Annotated in this window: 16 protein-coding genes; 8 read left to right on the top strand and 8 right to left on the bottom strand. The window is 59.2% G+C overall.

Annotated features, from left to right (window positions below; genetic code table 11):
- A partial coding sequence (locus FJ398_14150) for an SMP-30/gluconolactonase/LRE family protein (GenBank protein ID MBM3839080.1) occupies window positions 1-699 on the bottom strand: 699 nt, incomplete at its 3' end.
- Between the two features lie 300 nt (window positions 700-999).
- On the opposite strand from FJ398_14150, the gene FJ398_14145 reads away from it, so the two are divergent.
- From FJ398_14145 to FJ398_14115, 7 genes are all read left to right on the top strand, one after another.
- The gene (locus tag FJ398_14145; GenBank protein ID MBM3839079.1) at window positions 1000-1263 is read left to right on the top strand and encodes a hypothetical protein; all 264 of its coding nucleotides are present in this window, start codon (window positions 1000-1002) and stop codon (window positions 1261-1263) included.
- Between the two features lie 90 nt (window positions 1264-1353).
- Window positions 1354-2100 carry an SDR family oxidoreductase gene (locus FJ398_14140; GenBank protein ID MBM3839078.1) on the top strand — a complete coding sequence of 249 codons (747 nt, stop codon included), beginning with the start codon at window positions 1354-1356 and terminating at the stop codon, window positions 2098-2100.
- Between the two features lie 44 nt (window positions 2101-2144).
- The gene (locus FJ398_14135; GenBank protein MBM3839077.1) at window positions 2145-5786 is read left to right on the top strand and encodes a DUF1553 domain-containing protein; all 3642 of its coding nucleotides are present in this window, start codon (window positions 2145-2147) and stop codon (window positions 5784-5786) included.
- 503 nt (window positions 5787-6289) lie between these two features.
- The gene (locus tag FJ398_14130; GenBank protein MBM3839076.1) at window positions 6290-7153 is read left to right on the top strand and encodes a DUF3696 domain-containing protein; all 864 of its coding nucleotides are present in this window, start codon (window positions 6290-6292) and stop codon (window positions 7151-7153) included.
- Window positions 7154-7158: 5 nt separating this feature from the next.
- Window positions 7159-8118 carry a hypothetical protein gene (locus FJ398_14125; protein MBM3839075.1) on the top strand — a complete coding sequence of 320 codons (960 nt, stop codon included), beginning with the start codon at window positions 7159-7161 and terminating at the stop codon, window positions 8116-8118.
- A gap of 222 nt (window positions 8119-8340) precedes the next feature.
- A complete protein-coding gene (locus FJ398_14120; protein ID MBM3839074.1) occupies window positions 8341-8577 on the top strand; it encodes a toxin-antitoxin system HicB family antitoxin in 237 nt (78 codons plus the stop codon).
- 119 nt (window positions 8578-8696) lie between these two features.
- The gene (locus tag FJ398_14115) at window positions 8697-10076 is read left to right on the top strand and encodes a DUF1501 domain-containing protein (GenBank protein MBM3839073.1); all 1380 of its coding nucleotides are present in this window, start codon (window positions 8697-8699) and stop codon (window positions 10074-10076) included.
- A gap of 301 nt (window positions 10077-10377) precedes the next feature.
- Here the strand turns inward: FJ398_14115 and FJ398_14110 are convergent, their stop codons facing one another.
- From FJ398_14110 to FJ398_14095, 4 genes are all read right to left on the bottom strand, one after another.
- Window positions 10378-12744 carry a hypothetical protein gene (locus FJ398_14110; protein ID MBM3839072.1) on the bottom strand — a complete coding sequence of 789 codons (2367 nt, stop codon included), beginning with the start codon at window positions 12742-12744 and terminating at the stop codon, window positions 10378-10380.
- A gap of 3 nt (window positions 12745-12747) precedes the next feature.
- The gene (locus tag FJ398_14105) at window positions 12748-13386 is read right to left on the bottom strand and encodes a hypothetical protein (protein MBM3839071.1); all 639 of its coding nucleotides are present in this window, start codon (window positions 13384-13386) and stop codon (window positions 12748-12750) included.
- A 110-nt stretch (window positions 13387-13496) separates the two neighbouring features.
- Window positions 13497-14303, bottom strand: a complete 807-nt coding sequence (locus FJ398_14100) for a hypothetical protein (protein MBM3839070.1) — start codon at window positions 14301-14303, stop codon at window positions 13497-13499.
- 178 nt (window positions 14304-14481) lie between these two features.
- The gene (locus FJ398_14095) at window positions 14482-16008 is read right to left on the bottom strand and encodes a hypothetical protein (protein ID MBM3839069.1); all 1527 of its coding nucleotides are present in this window, start codon (window positions 16006-16008) and stop codon (window positions 14482-14484) included.
- A gap of 283 nt (window positions 16009-16291) precedes the next feature.
- On the opposite strand from FJ398_14095, the gene FJ398_14090 reads away from it, so the two are divergent.
- The gene (locus FJ398_14090; protein MBM3839068.1) at window positions 16292-16828 is read left to right on the top strand and encodes a DUF1573 domain-containing protein; all 537 of its coding nucleotides are present in this window, start codon (window positions 16292-16294) and stop codon (window positions 16826-16828) included.
- A gap of 926 nt (window positions 16829-17754) precedes the next feature.
- Here FJ398_14090 and FJ398_14085 read toward each other — a convergent pair.
- The 3 genes from FJ398_14085 to FJ398_14075 are packed head-to-tail and all read right to left on the bottom strand — an operon-like array spanning window position 17755 to window position 20074.
- A complete protein-coding gene (locus FJ398_14085) occupies window positions 17755-19026 on the bottom strand; it encodes an HYR domain-containing protein (protein ID MBM3839067.1) in 1272 nt (423 codons plus the stop codon).
- A 2-nt stretch (window positions 19027-19028) separates the two neighbouring features.
- Window positions 19029-19424 carry a hypothetical protein gene (locus FJ398_14080; GenBank protein MBM3839066.1) on the bottom strand — a complete coding sequence of 132 codons (396 nt, stop codon included), beginning with the start codon at window positions 19422-19424 and terminating at the stop codon, window positions 19029-19031.
- Window positions 19425-19444: 20 nt separating this feature from the next.
- On the bottom strand, window positions 19445-20074 hold the full coding sequence (locus FJ398_14075) for a hypothetical protein (GenBank protein MBM3839065.1): 630 nt from the start codon (window positions 20072-20074) through the stop codon (window positions 19445-19447).
- Window positions 20075-20142 lie beyond the last annotated feature (68 nt).

Raw genomic sequence — 20142 nt, 5'->3', positions numbered from 1 at the left:
GCCTTTGTTCAGGCGCTCAAATCCGGTGGCGCCATTGTCGTTGCTCACGACGTAGAGCGTCTTTTGATCGGGCGACACGCACACGCCGTTCGGCTTCCCGGCGTCGGTGATGATGCGATGAATGGACCCATCCAGATCGATTCGATACACGGCCATCACGGGTTGATCGATCGTTTCGTAGCCGAGATAACGCGGGTCGCTAAAATAAATCCGGCCTTTCTCGTCGATCGTGACATCGTTCGGCGCGTTGAAAGGCCGGCCTTCGAACAGCCCGGCGATAATGTAACTCATGCCAGTCTTCATGTCGGTGCGCGTGACTCGGCGGCCGCCGTAATCCGCGCCTTCGCAGACGAGCATGTTCCCGCCTGCATCGAACTTGATCCCGTTCGACATGCCGCTGGGTGAGCGGAAGATCGTCGTCTTCCCGGTGCGCGGATCGAACCGCCAGATGTGGCCGGCGTGAATGGCGCCCTTTTCGTCGCGAGCCACGTGGGAAAAAGTGATGTCGCTGAAATAGACCAGTCCGTCCGGCGCCACGGCCACGCCTTCCGTGAGGACGATGCCATCAAACAGTTTCTCTATCTGCGCTCCCTGCGGGACGATGGACTCGGCCGCAATGAGCGGCAGTGACAGCGCGAGCGAACAAAGCAACGCTAGACTGTGCGATGGTTGGGATGAAGAGGCGGTGGGTGTTTTCATGGAACAATTGGATTGGAATCGTCGGAAGACTGCTTCAAAACGTCCAAAAGCGCAAAAGGAATCAGTCCCGCCCGTCACTCCGTGTCAGCCTTCAGTTAACCACGGTGGGGCGAGGCTCCCGCCAAGCCTTTCGTCTATGGACATTGGCTTGCGAGGCCGAATCGCTCCACTGAGGCCTCCGTGTATGATCCTGTTGCAATCTCCGCTTCCCTCTGCCAAATCCTTTCGATGCAACCGATGATCAACAGGCGCACGGCGACAAAGGTCAAAGATGGTGGCGTTCAGCGAAAGAATCGGCACATGCCGACTCCGTGGCTGGGGCACGTTGTGGACCGAGAATCGCCAGGACGGGACTTCCGTCACGTGGTGAGCAAGCGCGATTTACAGGACTTCATCGACCTTATTCCGGATTGGGCCCAGTTGGCGGAAAAGTTGGAGCGGATCGTTCTGGCCCGCCCCAGCAGCGCGGATGGCAGTTACAAGTTCTATCATCGCGAGGGCACGGGTGCGATTTTCCTGCACGCCTGGCACAAGGATCTTTGGGTCGAGCGGAGATCCAACTAAAGCAGACTGAGACTCGCAGCCCAGCCTTTCCCAGCCTTAAACACACTTTCAACCGGGAGCGGAAGCCGATAGGTTTACCGCGACAACGCCTTGAAAATCGCCATCGTTACTGGAGCCGGGTCCGGCATTGGGCGGAGCGCATCCCTCGCGCTTTTGCAGGAAGGTTATTCTGTCGTCCTGGCAGGCCGCCGCGCCGAACCGTTGCAGGACACCGTCAAACTCGCCGGGACGGCCGGCGCGCGCGCGCTGGCAGTTCCCACCGACGTCACGCAACCCACGAGTGTCCAGGCTTTGTTTGCCCGGACAAAGGAGGCGTTTGGCCGGCTGGATTTGCTGTTCAACAACGCGGGCATCGGCGCGCCTTCAGTTGCCTTGGAGGACCTGTCTTTCGAGCAGTGGCAAGGCGTTGTGGCGGTCAACCTGACTGGCGCTTTCCTCTGCACGCAGGAGGCGTTCAAGATGATGAAGAACCAGCAGCCTCGCGGCGGGCGGATTATCAACAACGGCTCCATTTCCGCCCACTCGCCGCGTCCGAACTCCGCGCCTTACACCGCCACGAAACACGCGATCACCGGTCTCACCAAATCCACGGCCCTGGACGGCCGCAAGTTCGATATTGCCTGCGGCCAGATCGACATCGGCAACGCCGCGACCGAGATGACCGACCGCATGAAACGCGGCGTGCGGCAGGCGGACGGCTCGATTAAAGCCGAGCCGACGATGGACGTGGATCATGCCGCGCGAGCCGTGGTGTACATGGCGAGCCTTCCTCTGGACGCCAACGTCCCGTTCCTGACCGTCATGGCCACGCAGATGCCGTACATGGGCAGAGGATAATGTGAATTGTCGGTCGAAGAAGACTGGGCTATCGTCACTCAATCATGTTAATCGCGCCGAGCCAACCGGATGAACTGCCGATCACCAGCGTAAAGGCGTCAAAACCGGCTGGGAGAATCTGGAACGGTTGCAGTACCCTGCCAACCGGTCTCCATTCGGCGACAGGTTGCCGCCGAAGACGGGCTGGTAGCCCGTTCCACCCATCTCGGCCTTCACAACTCGATCTTCATCCGCGCCCATCCGCGCTATCCGCGGTTATCAGACCGAGATGGTTCCTAACGGTCGCTTCAGTACTGCTCTGGGTGACGCGTGCCGCGGTCGGATATGCGGCCGAAAGTCCAACGCTCTCCTGGGAAGAAACCCTGGCGCAGCGCAGAAACTGGTGGAGCTTGCAGCCGGTCAAACGGATCTCCGTCCCGGAAGTTCGCAACGCCTCTTGGTCCCACCATCCGATCGATCGGTTTATTCTCTCCAAACTGGAATTGGCCAAACTGGCCCCGGCTGAGGAGGCCGGCAAGCCCACACTGATTCGGCGGCTCGCGCTCGTTCTCACGGGACTTCCGCCCACTCCGGAGGAAACGCGGGCGTTTCTGAAGAACCAATCGCCAAGCGCGTATGAAGAGTTGGTGGACCGGCTCCTGGCCTCGCCGCACTTTGGCGAACGCTGGGCGAGGCATTGGCTGGACGTCGTCCGGTTTTCCGAAACCCACGGCAACGAGTGGAACTATGAAGTTCACCATGCCTGGCGGTACCGCGACTACGTCATCCGCGCGTTCAACCAGGACTTGCCTTACGACCAATTCGTTCGCGAGCACATCGCGGGTGATCTGCTCCCGAATCCCCGGTGGAATCGGGAGGAACGATTCAACGAGTCGGTCATCGGGACGGCGTTCTATCGCTTTGGCGAAGTCAATCATGACGATTGCATCGGGCTGCGTCAGATCGGGTATGATCTCGCAGATAATCAGATCGATACGCTCACGAAGGCATTTCAGGCCACCACCGTGGCGTGCGCCCGCTGCCACGACCACAAGATCGATGCGGTTTCGATGAAGGATTACCACGCGTTGCTGGGAATCCTCCGAAGCTCCAGGCAGGTCAGCCACACGATCGATGCGCCGGACGCCAACGCCGCAACGATCCAGAAACTGACGGAACTGAAGCCCGCCATTCGCGGAGAAATCGCGAAGCTATGGTTGCAAGACGCAGAGGATGTCCACTTGTATTTGCTGCTGGCGCAGCCCAGCGTCCCGTCTCACAGACAAACGAAAGCTAATGGATCGTCCGCAGCGCTCCCCCTCACCCCGTCCCTCCCCCCCTCCGAGGGGGAGAGGGTGTCCGCAGGACGGGAGAGGGAGCGAGGAGTCGCCGCGCAGGAAAATTCGTCGAATCGTCGTCAAACCTCTGACACCGACAGCGTTCTCCCTCTCCCCCAGGGAGAGGGCCGGGGTAAAGGGGAACACGGCGTCAGAAACCAGGACAGCGCCGCAAATAATCGAGCGGTAAATCTCGATCCATCGCGTCTGCAGAATTGGCTCAAGGCGCTAACCAACAACACGGCCGCGCTCGAAGAGCCGCTGTCACTCTGGCGGGCACTGCATCCCACGAATCAGAATGATGGAAAGTCATTCCGCGACCTCTGGAAGGACGTCGCAGCCAAATTCGCGCGCGAAGAAAAGGAGCGCGCCGACTTCAATCGGACGAACTTCCTCGAATACGCGGATTTCAGGTCTGGCAGTTTCAGTGCGTGGCGCGTCGGTGGACAAGGTCTTCCCAGTGGCCACGCCCGCTCCGGTGGTTTCACTTTGCACAGCGACGTCGACGCGGCCATCGAAATGGTGCTGCCCTCCGGAGTTTACACGCACCTCGTTTCCCAAAAGCTGAACGGCACGTTGCGCTCGCCGCTGTTTACCAACGGGGTCGCCAGGATTAGTTTTCAAGTCATGGGCCGCCGAAGCAGCGCCGTGCGGCTCGTTTCCAACAACTGCCAGCTCAACTACCAGAACTACCGGGCGCTCACCAACACCGCGTTTCAATGGGTCACGTTTTCACCCCCGCCCGACGCAGAGAGCGTGCGCGTCTATGCCGAGGTGATGACGATGTTCGATAATCCAAAATTTCCAGACCAACTCAGCGCGCTGGGCGGCGACAAAGCCAATTACAAACTGCCTTGGGAGAAGGCCGCGGAGGACCCTCGCTCCTGGTTTGGAATCACGCGCGTGGTGATTCATTCCACGGATGCCCCGCCCAAACCGGAGCTCACGCATTTGACGAGCCTTTGGTCTGAGCCGGAACCAGCGAGTGTGGACGCGGTCGCGAATCGCTACCGGCAACGCATCTTCGAAGCGGTCGATCGCTGGCGAAACGACGTGGCCACGGCTGACGACGCGGCGTGGCTCGATTTCCTGGTGAAAAACGGCCTGGTCCGCAATCGGCCGGACGAGTCGCCACGCCTCCAAGAGTTGATGGCCGAGTATCGAAGGCTGGAACACGCGCTGCCGGTGCCTCGCGTCGCGCCGGGAGTGGCGGACTTTGGCCCGGGCTTCGATCAACCCATGTTGGTACGCGGCGACTGCACCAAGCCGGCTGATCCAGTTCCTCGCGGGTACCTGAAAGTGATCGAGAGCCATTTTGCCACCCTACAAGGGCCCACCCTATCATCTCCCCACGAATCTGATTCGGATTACACGGATCACACGGACAAGAGCGCTTCTCGATCCGCGAAATCCGTGAAATCCGCGGTCAAGAAATTGCCGGTGGGCCACCCCAGACGCAAAGACGAATCGAGTGATTTCCATGCCGAAGGCAGCGGTCGCCTGCAATTGGCCGGACGGATCGCCAGCTCGAACAATCCCCTGACCGCCCGCGTGATGGTGAACCGCGTCTGGAAACATTTGTTCGGCGAAGGATTGGTGCGCACGGTGGATGACTTCGGACAACTCGGCGACCAACCGTCGCACCCGGAACTGCTGGACTATCTGGCCGGCCAATTCGCGCGCGAGGATTGGTCCGTCAAACGCCTGATTCGATCCATTGTTCTGGCGCGCACGTTTCAGTTCTCCGCGCGGCCGGCGCCGGCCGCGCGGGAGATCGATCCGCAGAATCGTTTGCTCCAGCATTATCCGGCGCGCCGGATGGAGGCCGAGGTTATTCGCGACTGCATTCTGTCCGTTTCAGGACGCTTGAACCTCTCGATGCACGGTCTGAGCGTCCAGCCGTATCGCGAAAAGGAGAACGCCGACCGCCGGCTTTTTGCCGGCCCGCTGGATGGGCTGGGCCGCCGCAGCGTCTATGTCAAAGTCAACTTGATGGAGACGCCCAAGTTTCTGAGCGCGTTCAACATTGCGGGCGGGAAGGTTTGCCAGGGCCGCCGCGACACGGCGAATGTGCCGGCGCAGTCGTTGGCGTTGTTGAACGATCCGTTCGTGCTGCAGCAGGCAGAGCGATGGTCGCGCCAGCTCATCGCTCACACCGAGGATTCGCTGGAATCTCGAATCAACCACCTGTTCGAGTCAGCTTTGGGACGCCCGGCGGCCGTTTCCGAGAAGCAGCGTTTCATCGAAGCCGCCGAGCATCTGGCCGAGTTGCGAAGTCTGCGGAAGGAAGCGCTTTTGAGCAGCCAGGAGATCTGGGAGGACCTCGCTCACGCCGTCTTCAACTTGAAGGAGTTTATCTTCATTCCGTAGCCGGCGACGACCGTGCGGCCCCCTTCAATCACGCTGGAGCATCAGGCGGCGCAAGCAACCGTTCAACCCACCCACGAAGGCTTTGGATACTCATCTTGAGCGGCCTTGGAAGCAATATTTGCTAAAGCGTGCCCACATCGCTATCCGCACGAGCCTCGCCGCGCGCGTCATGCAATCGTGCGGCCGCCGATAGGATCCGTGGGGAGGCACCCCCTCCCTCGCCAGATTTAAGGGTACGTACTGGTTATCAGAAGGTCGTGGGGTTCATCCAAAAGGACGCTGAAATCCGACGTGATTTTCTTGGCTAACTCCGCGATGCGTTACTTGAGACGGTCTCTGCGATTCCACTCCGACCTGAGAATCTCGTTCCTGTCTCCGTTCGCTCCAAAGGTCCGAGAGAACGATATGCCGAAGAAGCCGATTCCGGCGACCTTTGGGGAGAGTTGGGAAGCTTGGAGAACCCTCATTTCTTCGACGAGGTGGCGGAAATCTTCTGCTTCGAGATGGAAGAACTCCTGGATTGGATTAGCGAGGAGTTCGCCAACGGCTTGAAATCGGTGACGTACCTTGGACCGTTACGATGTTACCCACCGCGCCACCTTGTCGGCATGCACGATCAAGATCCAAACTGGTTTTCCGGTGGCGGTCACGCTTGGGACATTCTGGGCCGGGGTGACCGAGTGGTGGGAGAAGTGAATACCTGGTTAAGGTCGCGGCCTTGTCCGGGCACCGATTACGAAGTGAGAGTGCGGCATCTCAAGGACCTTGGACGCGTCAACCAAGCAACGAAACAGCGCCTAGCGAAACATCTTCGTGGGCTAGCGGCTCACGACGAGACTGCCACTTTGTCAGCCCTGGACGCACTACTGAGCGACCTAGCAGGCGATCCCATGAACACCGAGTTCGGTGAGATGGTTCTCTTCGACAGGCGCGCTGACGTTGAGGTTAGCCATCGAGACGTGGGCGTTGGGATCAGTCAACTTTTTCCAGTGCTTGTACATGCTTTCGCCGATCAGAATAAGATTGTGGCCATTGAACAGCCGGAGATTCACCTTCATCCTGCACTGCAAGCCGAACTGGGCGACGTCTTCATCGAGTCCGCCTTAAGTGACCGAAAGAACACATTCCTACTGGAGACTCACAGCGAGCATCTGATCCTGCGCATCATGCGCCGCATCCGTGAAACGCACCTGGGCAAGCTGCCGAAACACCTGCCTCCAATCAAACCGACCGATGTCTCGGTCCTCTACGTGGAGAAGGACGGCCCGCGCAGCATCGTCCGGGAAATGCCTCTCGATGAAATGGGGCGGCTCGTGAAAGCCTGGCCAGGCGGGTTCTTCGAGGAATCCTTCAACGAGTTGTTCTGAACTCCATGGTGTTTTTCGTTTACTTCGATCCGCAAGTAATCGAGACGGCGTGCGGGAGCGGCGACGCCCTTCAGACGCTCACGGCGGTTCTTCGAGGTTTCGTCCAGAACTGTCTGCTGCTCGACTTCGAGGATTGGAGAGGTCACACCGAGATCCAACGCCAACTTGGCCAGGCTCCTGAGTTCACCGATAGATCAGTCGTCAAAAAGTTGTTCGCCGTTTTGGAGAAGCGCAACCGCTTCCTTTTCTGTTTCAAGGATGACTACACGTCGGGGAAGACCGATCTCGAATTGGTGTTCGATCAGGCTACCGCTGTCGAACTTGATTTCATTCTGACCGAGGACGCAAATGGTTGTCCAACGTCCCCCGGCATCGAAGTAAGCAAATTGAAGACCTACCAGAACAGCCAATTCGAGGAGAAACGCGCTGAAGTTGCTGCCAACGGCCGCGTTTACGCTGGAGGAGAAGAGGTAGTGGACAAATTCCTGGACACCAATTTTTGGAAGGCGCTTCGTGCTTCGAAGCGTATCCATATTTGGGACAAACTTTTCGGCGAGAGATTCGGCGACAACTTTGAATTCACGACGAGGCGTTTGCTTCAGTGGCTGAGTGACGCCCTGCTGGATCCCACGGCTTGCGAGCTGGTTTTCCATTGCGGCAAACCACTCAAGGCTACTTCCGACCACATTGTTCAAAAACTTTCGAGCTTTCGCCGTGAGCGCACCGCCAGCATGAAGATCTCGGTTCAGTTCTACGACCCGACTGACGGAGACGCAGATCTCCCTCATGGGCGGTTCATCGTGACGGATCAGTTCGCCATCGAGATCGAACGCGGGATGGATTTCCTCGACAAGAAGACAGAGCGAAATCGGGACGGGAGCTTCAATCTCAAGGACGACGGAGAAATCGCACGTGTGCTGCAACGATATGCTCAACCCCGTTTTCCCGCCCTTTTCATTCCGTGAGGTTCTGGGCTTTTTGCTTTCCATCAGCCATCTCCAAGAGATCTTCTTCCTCTGGCGCCCCGCCCTTCCTGACCCGGATGATGATCTCATTCTGGAGTTGGCGGTGGCCGCTGGTTGCCGCTATATTGTGACCCACAACCTCCGGGATTTCCGGGGTTCGACAAATCGGGGAATCGCGGCGGTTCCGCCGTCTGCCTTTCTCCGACAGCTTGGTGATACTGAATGAGTACGTTGACCATCCAGATACCCGACAGCCTGGCGCGGAAGCTTCGTGAATGCGCGGCCAAGGAGGGCGTGACCGTGGATCAGTTGCTCTCCTCGGCGGCGGCGGAAAAGCTAAGCGCATTGATGACCGTTGAACATCTCCGCGAGCGTGCGCGGCGTGCCAAGCGTGAGGATTTTGTTGCATTTCTGGACGCCTCGCCTGACGTCCCGCCGCTGCCCGGCGATGAGTTGTGATGACAAGCATTCCCGAAAAGAGAAATGGCGGTCTGTTTGATGGAAGCTGCGTGAAAAGTCACGCGGGCCTGGATCCCAAAAGTCGCCCTTGTTCTTGCCCCGGCCGCTTGGCTCTGCCCATGACCCGCCGCGCAATGCTGCGTGCTACGGCCAACGGCTTTGGCCTCCTCGCACTGTCCAGCTTGCTCGCAGACCGGAAGTTTGCCCAGGCGCTTGCCTCGCCTTTGCCCCATTTCGCTCCGCGCGCCAAGAACGTCATTTTCTGTTTCATGGACGGCGGCGTGTCGCATGTCGATTCGTTCGATCCCAAGCCCAAGCTCGACGAACTCGACACGAAGGCTTTCCTGGATTCCAAGAACCCGACCGCGGCGGGCAAACGCCAATGGCTCAAGAGTCCCTGGAAATTCAAACCGCGCGGCCAATGCGGCATGCCCGTCAGCGATCTCTTTCCTCACCTCGCCACGTGCGCGGACGATTTGGCAGTCATTCGGTCGATGAAAGCCGATTTGCCGCTGCACTCGACCGGCGTGCTGTTGCTGCACACGGGCAGCAACAACGCGGGCCGGCCCAGCCTGGGATCGTGGGTCACTTACGGATTGGGCAGCGCGAATTTGAACTTGCCCGGCTTTGTAGTGTTGGGTTTCGATGTCGTGCCTTGCGGGGGAATGGAAAATTATTCCGCTGGTTTCCTGCCGGCCACGGCGCAGTCCACTCAATTCAGAGCGGAAGGCGTTCCCATCGACAACATTGTTCCCGGCGACGCGGACGCCCGCATCCAGCGCGCGAAATTGGATTTGTTGCGCGCGCAAGACCGGGATTTCTCCCAGGCCCTGGGCACGCACGACGCCGTGGAAGATGCGATCCGCAATTATGAGATGGCGTTTCGCATGCAATCGCTCGTGCCGGACGTGTTGAATCTCGACCGCGAAAGCGAGGCGACCCAAGCGCTCTACGGCATCGACTCGACCGACAAGTTCAAAAGGCTTTACGGCATTCAATGCCTGCGCGCGCGGCGTCTCGTGGAATCCGGAGTGCGCTTCGTCGAAGTCAATTGTCCGCCCGGGGCCTCGAACGGCACGTGGGACCAGCACGGCGATCTCAAGAAAGGCCACGAGAAAAATGCGTTCCAGACCGATCAAGCCGTCGCCGGACTGATCAAGGATTTGAAAGGTCGCGGGTTATTGGAGGAGACGCTCGTCGTCTGGGCGGGCGAATTTGGCCGCACGCCGCATTCCGCCGGACGCGACGGCCGCGATCATCATCCGGAAGGCTTCAGCGTGTGGCTGGCGGGGGCGGGCGTCAAAGGCGGGACGATTCACGGCGCGACCGATGAACTGGGCATGCATGCGGTCGAAAACGTGACCACGATCCACGATCTGCACGCGACCATTCTGCACCTTCTTGGGATCGATCACGAAAAGCTGACGTTCCGCTTTGGCGGGCGGGATTTTCGCCTGACCGACGTGCACGGCAACGTGGTCAACGCCATCGTGGCTTGAGCGACCGATTCAAGGCTGGTTTCGCTGCTGCTGGCTGTTCGCTCGATCAGAATGCCAGACTAAAAATCCCGTGCCTGCCATCGTAGATAAACAGGCAGTCAGCCAACACATCTCGCCCGATCAACGCCAGGATCCCTTGATGCTTGAGTTCCGATTCGATCACCGGGAGCGCGTTGAAGCTGAAAGCCAACTCGGGGTGAATCAAAATAAGGCTCGCATCGTACCGTTCAGGCAGATGGGAAACAACTTAATCCAGCCATCCAGCCGCTGCTTTTGTCGATCCCTCGAATCTCAAGACACGTCACGGCTTGGCCGCCACGCTGAACCGCGCTTCGTTCAGCGGACTCCATTCTCCGTTGGAAAACGCCCGGCACTTCACGACGCAGCTTTCGCTGATCGGAATCGGCGTCTCGAAGGTCTTTGCCTTCGGGGAAGTCTTTCCTCCGAGCGAGCGCGGATCGCTCCCGTCGAGCGTGAAGTAGATGGCGCCTTCCCCGGCTTTGAGGGTCAGGGCAAATCCTCGCGCCACGTGGCCGCCGTGTTGGTTGAGTGTGGGCGCCGCGAGATCCGGCCAGAGGCCTTGCATCCAGAGTTGGTCGAGGACTACCGTGGTGCGCTTGGGAAAGTATCCATTTACGATTCGATCGATGGCGGTCTTCCATTCCACGTCTCGCGTCAACGGCCCTGGATCGCCCCCATCCGGGCCGCGGCGGGACGGACCGCCGAAGGGGAATCCCCCTTGGATATCGCCCCAGCGCGCCGATTCGCAGACCACGGCGCGTTCGATTTCCTTTTTGCGTACGAGAAGCCGCGCCAGCACAGACTTCGGCGTAAGCGCGCCCTCGTTGAAGAAGTGCCGTTGAATGCGGTCCGCGACGAGCATACGGAATTCCGCGCTCTCCAGGCATTGCTGCCAGAGCCACTGGGGATTGCTTTGCTCGAACTGGTCCCCGGCCGGGAAAGGACCGGTGCGGTCCTCATCCAGCTCCAGCAGGGTATGCTCCGCGTCCCAGATGAAAAACCGGAAACCTTGATCGCCTTTTCGGCTGCGGATGCCGTACCAGTTATTCGCCATGTTGTTTCCCATGAACTTCGACGCCGGCGAGTCCATGTTGCCGCCATAGAAGATGACCAGCATGTAATCGATCAAGTTGACCGGATCGAGCAGCACGTCATATTTCGGATTGCGCGTGCCGTCGGGGTTGTTGCCAAGGGTTTTCTGATACGTTTCAGAATTGCCCAGCCCGGATTTGGCCAGGGCGTAGAGACGCTTCCACGCTTCGATGTTGCCGTCCGTGGCGTAAGGCGAGGTTTTCTGGCCGGCGCCGGAAGCGAAGCCGCCGCGATTCTTGATCACGTCGTAGTCGTCCTTGTTGCCCCCGAGATAACTCTCCGCGAAGGACGCCTCCGCCCGTTCGCAGGTGTTGTACAGGCCCCAGTACTGGCCGTTGATGTAGAGATGATAGAAATTGCCGCGCGCGGCCGGATGGCCCATGGCCAGTTGGGTGTCGCGGTTGAATTGGTCGCGAATGAAAATCGCCTGCGGATCGCCGCCCATGTGCCACGAATAATTCTGCGCCGTCCGCAAATCGAATCCGTCGAATTCCTTCGCGGCGTCCTTGCCGAACACAGGGTGGTTCAATTTTCCGTCGCCGTATTCTTTGCGGAAGAAAAAGCGAAAGGAATGTTTGGGGTTCATCGGCATCCGGCTGAACCCGCCGCGAATGCGGATGCCGCAATCGATCTGAAAACCGTCGCTGCCGTCCGGTTGGATCAGCTCCAGCGAGCAAAGTTTCTCGTTCTCGCGCCCCGAAAGTCTGGCTTCCGCATAAATGCCCCGCTCTTTTCCGAACAAATCTTCCAGGTCCATGACGAGCGACATGGACGGCAGCGACTTGAGGTCGCCAATGATACCGTCCCGATACTTGGGATCCTCGACGACTCTTGGATCCATGCCGAAATCCACTTTGTTGGGGCCCCACATGTAAGGCCAGCCCGCGGGCGGCAAACCATCGTTCGACTGGCGAATCACGTCGGCGGGAAAAATGTAAGTGTGGGTTTTAACTCGGATTTCCTTCGCGCCTTTCTTGATGGCGGCGGCTCGCAAGACCGTGGTCTGTTCGATCTTGATCGGGCCGGTGAAAAGCGTGCCGTTCGTCGCGCTGGGCGTAGTGCCGTCCGTGGTGTAAAGAATCTCGACGCCCGCCACGCTGGCCGTCAGACGAAGCTCAAAGGGCCGTTCGAAGCAGCCACGCTTTTGGCTGAAACTGACTTCGACCGGTTTCTCCTTCTTTTTGGCGGCCGCACCAGCCGCGTTTTTGTCTGCTGGCGCGGCGGTGGCGAGGCTGATCAAACTCACACTCAAACTCAGCGCAAGCGCAAATCTGCTAAGCCGCGGTTGCGACGTTTGGGAGTGCGTGAGTCCTCTCCGCTCCTTCCACGGCTCCGTGACCTGTTTCCCAATCCCAAGGGGGTTGCGGCTCTCCCAAGGCCGAAGACGAAACCCCGTTGGGGTTGGGCCGACGTCCTCCCAATCCGCCAGGGTGGCTCGTTCCTCGCAACCCTGGGCTTCGGGGTAGAATCCCCTTGGGATTCTTAAGGATGAGGGAGAAGGTGAAAACAATCGCCCCGCGATTCTAGATTTGCCTGAGGTGTTAATGGAATTCATGCGTCACTTCGGTTGGGGGCTGTCGGATTTGGGTTGGTTGGGGCGTTGCTTGGCGAGTTCCGTCCGCGCCGCCTGTAGTTCTTCCGCGCTCAATCGCCCGTCGCGATTCTTATCCGCCTGCTGCATGATCACCTCGCGGGAGGGTCCTTGTGGCCGTCCAAAGCTGGGTGGACGCGGCCCGCCGCCAAAGAATCTTGGCACGCCTTCGATCTTGCCGGCCTCGGCGTCTTTGCGCATCGCTTCTGATTCTGCCGCGTCGAGGTTGCCATCGCCATTCTTGTCATACTTCTTTCTGACTTCCTCGAACTGCTTGCGCATTCCTTCGCGGGCGGCCTGGCTTTCTTCCTCGTCAAGAGTTCCGTCCTCGTCCTTGTCGTATTTCTTGACCACTTCGGGCGGCAGCATGAAGCCCATCCTCCCGCGCCGGGCGGCTTGAAGCTTTTGCGCCGCGACGGCTTTTCGCATGGCCTCCCGTTCTGACTCGCTCAGTTTGCCGTTGCCATCCTTGTCATATTTCTTCAAGGCCGCGGCACGGCGGGGGCTGAGGGCAGGACGGGCGTCACTTTGGGCTTCAACCCGCGTTGCCCATCCGCCAAGAGACAGACACAACGCCGTGCCAGCGAGAAAAGTTTTGATTTTCATGTTCCACGTAGATGACTATTACGCTCCGGATCGGTTACGCCACCAGATTGATTCCCACAGATTACTGACCACTGACCACTGAAAACCGATCACTGACAACTGACAACTGGCTACGGCTTCTTCACCAGCGCCTTGATCTGCTCGGGCAGCTCGAACTTCGAGTCTTCGACCTTGTTCAGTTCGTATTGGCTCAGGATCATGGTTTGCTCGATTGGGCCCATCCGCTGCGTGACTTTCGTGGCAAAGAGGACGTCGTTGAACTTCTTGTACTCTTCCAGGACGTTGGTGGCCTGGACCGGGCCGAAAGGCGATTCCTGCGTCATGATCATGCCGGCGAGCAGGCCAGTTTTCACATCGTAAAACTCGGTGACTTCCTGGCCGTTCTTCTTGACCAGTTTCAACTTGTAGCATTCTTTCTTCTCGAACTGCGCTAACTCCAGCGTCTCCATCGATTTGTAATCTCCCTCCGCGTGCAGAATCGAATCGAAGTCCGCCTGGTCCCGCATCTGTTCGAGTTGTTTGCCTTCCATCAGCATCGGCCCCATCGCCGCGTTCAAGGACCACGCCACCTTGCCGTCGAACCCGGTCAACACGTCGCCCATGGCCGGGATGTTGACCTTGACGAGCAGTTTGTTGGGGCGTTTGTGAAAGACTTCCAGGTCGCCCGTGAGACCCTGGGCGGGCATCTCGAATTTACCCTTGGCGTGTTGCGATTGGATTTTCAGATAAGCCTCCTTGCCGCCGATGGCTTTGAGGAATTTGGCGATGACTTCCGAAGCAGCCGGCAACTTGGCGGATGATCCTGTCTCTTTCGGTTTGTCCGCCTGCGCTGCAGCCTCGAACAGGGCGGCGGAATGGAGATAAACCGCCAGTCCGAGCACGGCGGCGAGATTGTGATTTGTGAAATTGTTTTTCATGTCGTTCGTCAGTGGTCGTTTAGCGTTTGTTTGTTTCGTCTTAGCTTAGATTCTCGACTGTCCGTTTTCCGAGCCGGTAGGGCTGCGCTGCCGCGCAGCCGACTTCACGCGGATGCGGCGGCGCAGCAGCGCCGCCCTACCGATGGCTGGTTCCCGGTCCTGTTTCGCGCGTCGCGTCTCACTCCCGGCGGCGGCTGTCCGTGCGCCGGCCATCGGGAACCTTCTCCCGCCGCTGGGCGGAAATCCATTTGAGCGCCGCCAATAAAGGCGCATCTCGTCCGGCGAGCAAATCTTTTCGCAGCAGCGGCACCCTTTCATCGGGAATGACGCCGCGGCCTTCGAGCCGGACGCCCGAACCGGTCACAAAATCCGCGAAGGCGTGATACAGAACGTCGCCGTTCGGCAAACGGTCCCAAACCGCAGGCAACGCCTGGCCGGGAGTGGTCTGGCCGAAAATCCGCGCCCGTCGCACGTCCTGCATTCCGCCCGCGAAAATCTCCGCCGCGCTGAGCGAAGCGCCGTCAGTGAGAATGGCCACCGGGCCGGAGAAGGGCTCGACCCGCTGGCCGGCGGGGTTCACCCGGCGGGGATTGGCGAAGAACTTCAGTTCGTTGCCGCGCATTTTCAGCGTGCCCAGGGAAAGCGGCTCGTTCAAAAAGTGTCCCGCCAACCCCATCACCATGCCGGCGATTCCCCCGAGATTTCCCCGCAGATCGATGATAACGCCGTCCGCATCCCGGAACTCCTCAACGGCCTGATCGAACAGGCCGGCCACGGGAATCATGAAGAGATTGAATCGGATCAACCCGATGCTCAGCCCGGATTCCGGTTTGAGGCGTTCGTGTTCCAGACGCGCATAAACCGGCGGCAAGAGACCGAGCTTGGCCAGCAGCCCTTTCGCGGGTTGCCGTTCCAGTTGCACCGTGAGGGCCTGGTCCGCGTCGTTCAAAAACTCAACTTGGACGACCGATCCTGGCCGCCCCAACAGAAGCGCCTTGGCCATGCGCCAGGCCATGAACTGGGCTTTGGCAGGCTCGAGATCGGACGGTAGCTTTTCCAGCCGATCCGCCAGGCGCCTCGGACCAACCGCCTGCACGACCCAACCGGCTTTGACCCCGGCGGCTTGAGCGAAGCTGGCGTCTTCTACGCGGCTGACCACGATTTGTTGATCGACCAGGCGAACGTCGAAACCGATGTCCCCGTGCAATCCGCTGGACGGTGCCTCCTCTTCATCCTCCTCGGATTCGTCGGGAGAGGTTTGGGCATTTGTCTTCGAGTCGCGCGCAGCGGATTTCTTCGGGTGGGCGGAGCGCTTCACTTTTTGCGGATCGAACGCGTCGGCCAGCGAGCCGGGGATGATGGTCATGTGGGACTGGCCCAAGTGGCTGAGCATCTGTTGGATCACCACGCGGAGTTCGTCCACCGTGTTTGCCGCTTCGGCCTTGGGCCGAAATTCCTCGCGGACGGCGAGCCAGTTCACGCCGTTGAAATTGGTGTCAAAGTGGCTTTCGTAAATGATCTGCCAGGCGGCTTCGAACGTCTCGACGCCCTGGGCGAGCGGTGCGCTAGCGGCACTGGCAGCGCTGGTGGCTTTGGCTCGCGCTTTTTGCGCGGCGCAGCCAACCGACAGCGCCAGCAATCCGAGGCCCATGACTCGACAAAGCCGCAGGGCAATGTTCCAGAACGGGGTCATCTCTGAAATCATCAACCGAGCGGTCGGCCTAGCCGCTCGCCCGGTTGAATCAGGTTGGGCACCAACGTAACGAACGCTCCGGGGAAATCAAGCTCTTCACTTCAGCCCGCAATTGCTCAATTGCTGGCGGTCTGCCGTTGCTTTTTGTCGCAGCGCCGCCTAGCCTTTAACCAGTTCGTGATTTTCCGCCCGGGTACCTCTGAGATTACGACATCTGCGCAGCGCCTACTTAATTATGCGAAGTCAAAGTTTACGAACGTCATGACAGCATTCGGCGTTCGTCGTCTTAAGTGCGATCTTTGTGTCCGCCGTAGCGTTGGTGGGCCAGGACGACACGACTCAAGCCGTCGCAGGCAGCGGAAGTAAACCCGCTTCGTCGAACGTCGGCCCCAGACTCCAGGTGCCAAATCCCGTTCACGATTTTGGCACCGTCAAGCAAGGTCAAGTTGTTCGGCACGATTTCAAGCTGGTCAACGTCGGCGACCAACCCCTCGAAATCACCGACGTCAAACCTTCCTGCGGCTGCACGACCGCCGGACAATGGAGCCGAAGTATTCCGCCAGGTGAATCGGGGACCATCCCCCTCCAACTGGAGACGAGCCGCTTTGCCGGCGTGGTGAGCAAGACCATTTCCGTCACCACCAACGACCGCACCGAGCCCGTCCGGATCCTCGAAATCAAGGCGGACATCTGGACTCCGATCCATCTTTCGAGTGCAGTCGTGGTATTCCCCGCATTGACGAACGCCGATCAAATCGTCACGCAACCCGTCACCATTCGCCAAGATATGGGCACCCTTTATCCGCAGGTCCGGATCCGCGACGCCGTTTAGCCAGGCCTCTGCCGCTGACGGATGCGCCGTTGTCAAAGCGGTGGTCACACTCTGGAAGATTTCCGATCGGGAAGCTGCCTCGCCCAGTTGGCCAATCCATTGTGCGGCGTTCGCAGGATTGGCCTCGGCCCACTTTCGCGCCGTCGTAATTAACGCGGACGTTCGAGCCTGGCTTTCGGGGAACTGCGCCGCCCAGGCCGTGGCGTTTTGTGGATCGCTATTCGACCACGACCGCGCCACCGCCACGAGGCTGCTCTCTCGCAAGCGCGGATCTTCAATCCGTTCCGCCCAGGCCGCGGCGGCCTTCAGATCCTTCCCGGCCCATTGAAAAACCGCATAATCCAAAGCCTCCGCGCGTCCCGGTCCTTCAGGAAACTGGATCGCCCATTCCGAACCGCGCTTCGGGTCTTGTGTCGAAATCATTTTGGCCAGCTTGACGAAGACTTTGTCTCGAATCTCCGATTCCGGAAGCTGGGCTGCCCAGTTGTACGCCGCTTGGGGATCTTTCTGCCCCCAGGCCCAAGTGACCCCTTCCAAAGCGTTCAACCGCAAACTCGCATCGGACAACCCCTCCGCCCAGGCCAAGGAACTTCCCAAATCCGTCTGCCCCCACTTCATGCCGATGGCGTTGTGCGCGCTTTGGGCAAGCTGCGCATCCGGCAGGCGAGTCGCCCACTCGGCAGCCTGCGCCATGTTCCCGCGAGCGACGGCTTCCACAACCGCTTTGACGAAATTGTGCCGATCTCTGAATTCATCTAAAACGTTGAGAAACTCCAGCCCTTGATCGAGGTCGCGCTCGGCGACAAGTTCGGCGACTTTGCTCAAGATTTCGGCGCGCTGCGATCCATTCAAATCGTCCACCTTGGACTTGAACGCGGCGAAGAGATGCGCGAAGTCAGGCCGTGCCTCCGTCTTGGCGGCCTTCATCAAAGCGAGCAAGTCCTCGTGCGGAGTAGCCGGCGCGGCCGGGTCCGGTTTGGACTCAGGAAGTGGGCTTCCGGACCGAGGTTCGCGCGACGCGAGCCGCCAGCGTGAGGAAGTAACCGCGGGATTCTCCGGGGCCGTTCCCGCCAGGGCGGTGGTTGCCCGATTGGAGATCCGTCGGTTCGCTCCCATGCTTCTGGTCCGGTTTGGGAATCAGAAGTCCGATCCCGATCACCGCCAGCGCGGCCAGGGCCAGGAAGAATAGCGCGGACTTTCGCATCGGATTCATCCACGGTGAAGGTGATCGGAGCATCCTTGGGCAGGATGTCGCGAACGTTGCTCGTGAGCACGGGCGCCGTCGTATCCACAATCGTGAAGGTCGCGGTGCAACTTGCCGAGTTGCCATGGATGTCCGTTGCCGTGAAGGTCACCGTTGTGCTCCCGGTCGCGCCACACCCGTCTGAGAGTCCCTTGAAGTCGTTTCCAGATTTGGCAATCGCACAGTTGTCTGTTGCCGAGAATGAATTCAACCAAGCGTTCAACGCCGCTGGATTTCTTTGGCCATCGCATTCCACGACCAAGTCCGGCGGGCACTTCAGGACCGGGAGTTCCTTGTCCTCGACCGTGACCGTGAATGTGCACGTGGCAGTCTCGCCAAAAAGATCTGTAGCCGTCGCGGTCACCGCCGTGGTGCCGGTCAGGAAGAACGATCCCGGTGCTTTCGAATAAGTCACCGTCGGGGAATAAACGCCGGTCGCGGTCGCCGCGAAACTCACAATGGCGCCGCATTGGCCGGGATCGTTGGGCTTGATGATGTTGGCGGGACAGACAATCTGTACCTTGGGCGGGCACGGCAACGCATAAAAGCCTCCGTCGCAGCCGGAGTTCCTGCGCAACGCAAAATGTCCGTCCATGCTCTCGAAGTAGATGACGAAACTCCCACCACTTCCGGCATTGAACGAAATCGTCCCGGAAACCGGGATGGTCGTCGAAGGCACAACCACCGTGCAGTCCGCACGCCGGACGCTGTAAGTCATCGTCGTTGCTTGCGGGTCTGCTCCTCCGATGGCGGGCGAGTCTTTGAGCACGCTGATGTTGACGTTCTCATTCGGAGCCGCGTTGACGAGCCAAGCTTGTTCGTGATGCTCGAGATAGAGCAACGAATGGGCAAAACCGATTTCCAGCCGTTTGTCCGGCGAGCCGAGTTTGTAATGCGCGGCTTGACCCGTGCGCCGGATCGCCAAGTCGTAAGTAACACCGCCCTGAAACGTCAAACTCAGTGTACCGATGGTGGCAGTTGACCGTTGGTGTACGGGATGACCATGACCGGTGTTGAAAAAGGCTCAACAACGTTTGTAGTTTGATCGACGGTGCCAAACGTGTAGTTGGCTGTGCAAAGATTCATCTCGGTGCAGTCACCGCCGTTAAAGTCGAAAACGCAGACGGTCTGGCTCTGAGCACCTGATTGCAAACGGGCACGGACCCAGGCCAACGCAGTGCCCGTGCCTGATTTCACCGTGCGGAACGCGTTGTTGCCAGTCGTATGCCAGGCGGCCGCAATCAACGCGGAATTGGACACGGTAAACGTCTGCAACGGGGGATCACATCTGCATTGGCCGGTCGGATTTGCAGCCGTGCTTCCGAGGAACATTCCGTTCAAATAGAAGCTCAAGGGATCCGCTCCGCACGTCGCTAAGATTTCGAAGACGATGCTTTGTGGCTTTGTGGCGTGCTGGCCGTCAAAATCTTGACATCCCCGCTCTGATTCGGGCTGACAAGGTTGATTTGGGCTTCGAAGCATGCCCCCCGATCAACGAGCGAAAGACACGCAGCACTCTCCTCTTGACTCGAGTTTGGAATGGCTGGGCAGATATCGCACACGTCGCCAACACCATCACCGTCCGCATCCGCCTGGTTCGGATTAAACGTATAGGGACAGTTGTCAACAACGTTGAGCACTCCGTCGTGATCGACGTCGGGATCCAATTCGACGTGGAGCGCGCTGTCGAGCACGCGATACCAATCATTCTGGAAGCTGTCAGAGCCACAACAGTAATCCCATCCCAGCCAAACCACAGTTCCAGAGCCAACCTGTTTCACCCAGACGAGATCGGTCGTAGCGTTCGCATAGATGAGGGCGGCACCTGCGGGTCTGCTGCCGCTGGTAAAGTGCGTTGTGCAGCTCAAATCGCGCAGCGTGGCTGGGCCGCCGGCGAAAGTGGTCCCGACGGCACCGGCCTGCAGGCTGCCCGCAACGGCCTCATTAGCTATAGCCTGTTGCGAAATAGGCTTATTCGCGAGCGGTTTTCTTGCGACTGGCAGGGGGTCTTGCTGGGATCAAGCGCTCCTTATTTGCAAGGCTCAGTTCACGCAAGCGTTCCTGCAAGCGG

The organism is Verrucomicrobiota bacterium, from assembly GCA_016871535.1.
In the GTDB taxonomy this organism is placed as follows: domain Bacteria; phylum Verrucomicrobiota; class Verrucomicrobiia; order Limisphaerales; family SIBE01; genus VHCZ01.
The sequence above is the reverse complement of the archived record's forward strand: the minus strand, read 5'-3'. Positions and strand labels throughout refer to the sequence as shown.

Coding starts and splice junctions, on each gene's coding strand:
- FJ398_14120 (MBM3839074.1), top strand. CDS start 8,341: ATGAGTACGTTGACCATCCAGATACCCGACAGCCTGGCGCGGAAGCTT.
- FJ398_14115 (MBM3839073.1), top strand. CDS start 8,697: ATGACCCGCCGCGCAATGCTGCGTGCTACGGCCAACGGCTTTGGCCTC.
- FJ398_14145 (MBM3839079.1), top strand. CDS start 1,000: ATGCCGACTCCGTGGCTGGGGCACGTTGTGGACCGAGAATCGCCAGGA.
- FJ398_14110 (MBM3839072.1), bottom strand. CDS start 12,744: ATGAATTCCATTAACACCTCAGGCAAATCTAGAATCGCGGGGCGATTG.
- FJ398_14100 (MBM3839070.1), bottom strand. CDS start 14,303: ATGAAAAACAATTTCACAAATCACAATCTCGCCGCCGTGCTCGGACTG.
- FJ398_14135 (MBM3839077.1), top strand. CDS start 2,145: ATGTTAATCGCGCCGAGCCAACCGGATGAACTGCCGATCACCAGCGTA.
- FJ398_14095 (MBM3839069.1), bottom strand. CDS start 16,008: ATGATTTCAGAGATGACCCCGTTCTGGAACATTGCCCTGCGGCTTTGT.
- FJ398_14130 (MBM3839076.1), top strand. CDS start 6,290: ATGGAAGAACTCCTGGATTGGATTAGCGAGGAGTTCGCCAACGGCTTG.
- FJ398_14105 (MBM3839071.1), bottom strand. CDS start 13,386: ATGAAAATCAAAACTTTTCTCGCTGGCACGGCGTTGTGTCTGTCTCTT.
- FJ398_14125 (MBM3839075.1), top strand. CDS start 7,159: ATGGTGTTTTTCGTTTACTTCGATCCGCAAGTAATCGAGACGGCGTGC.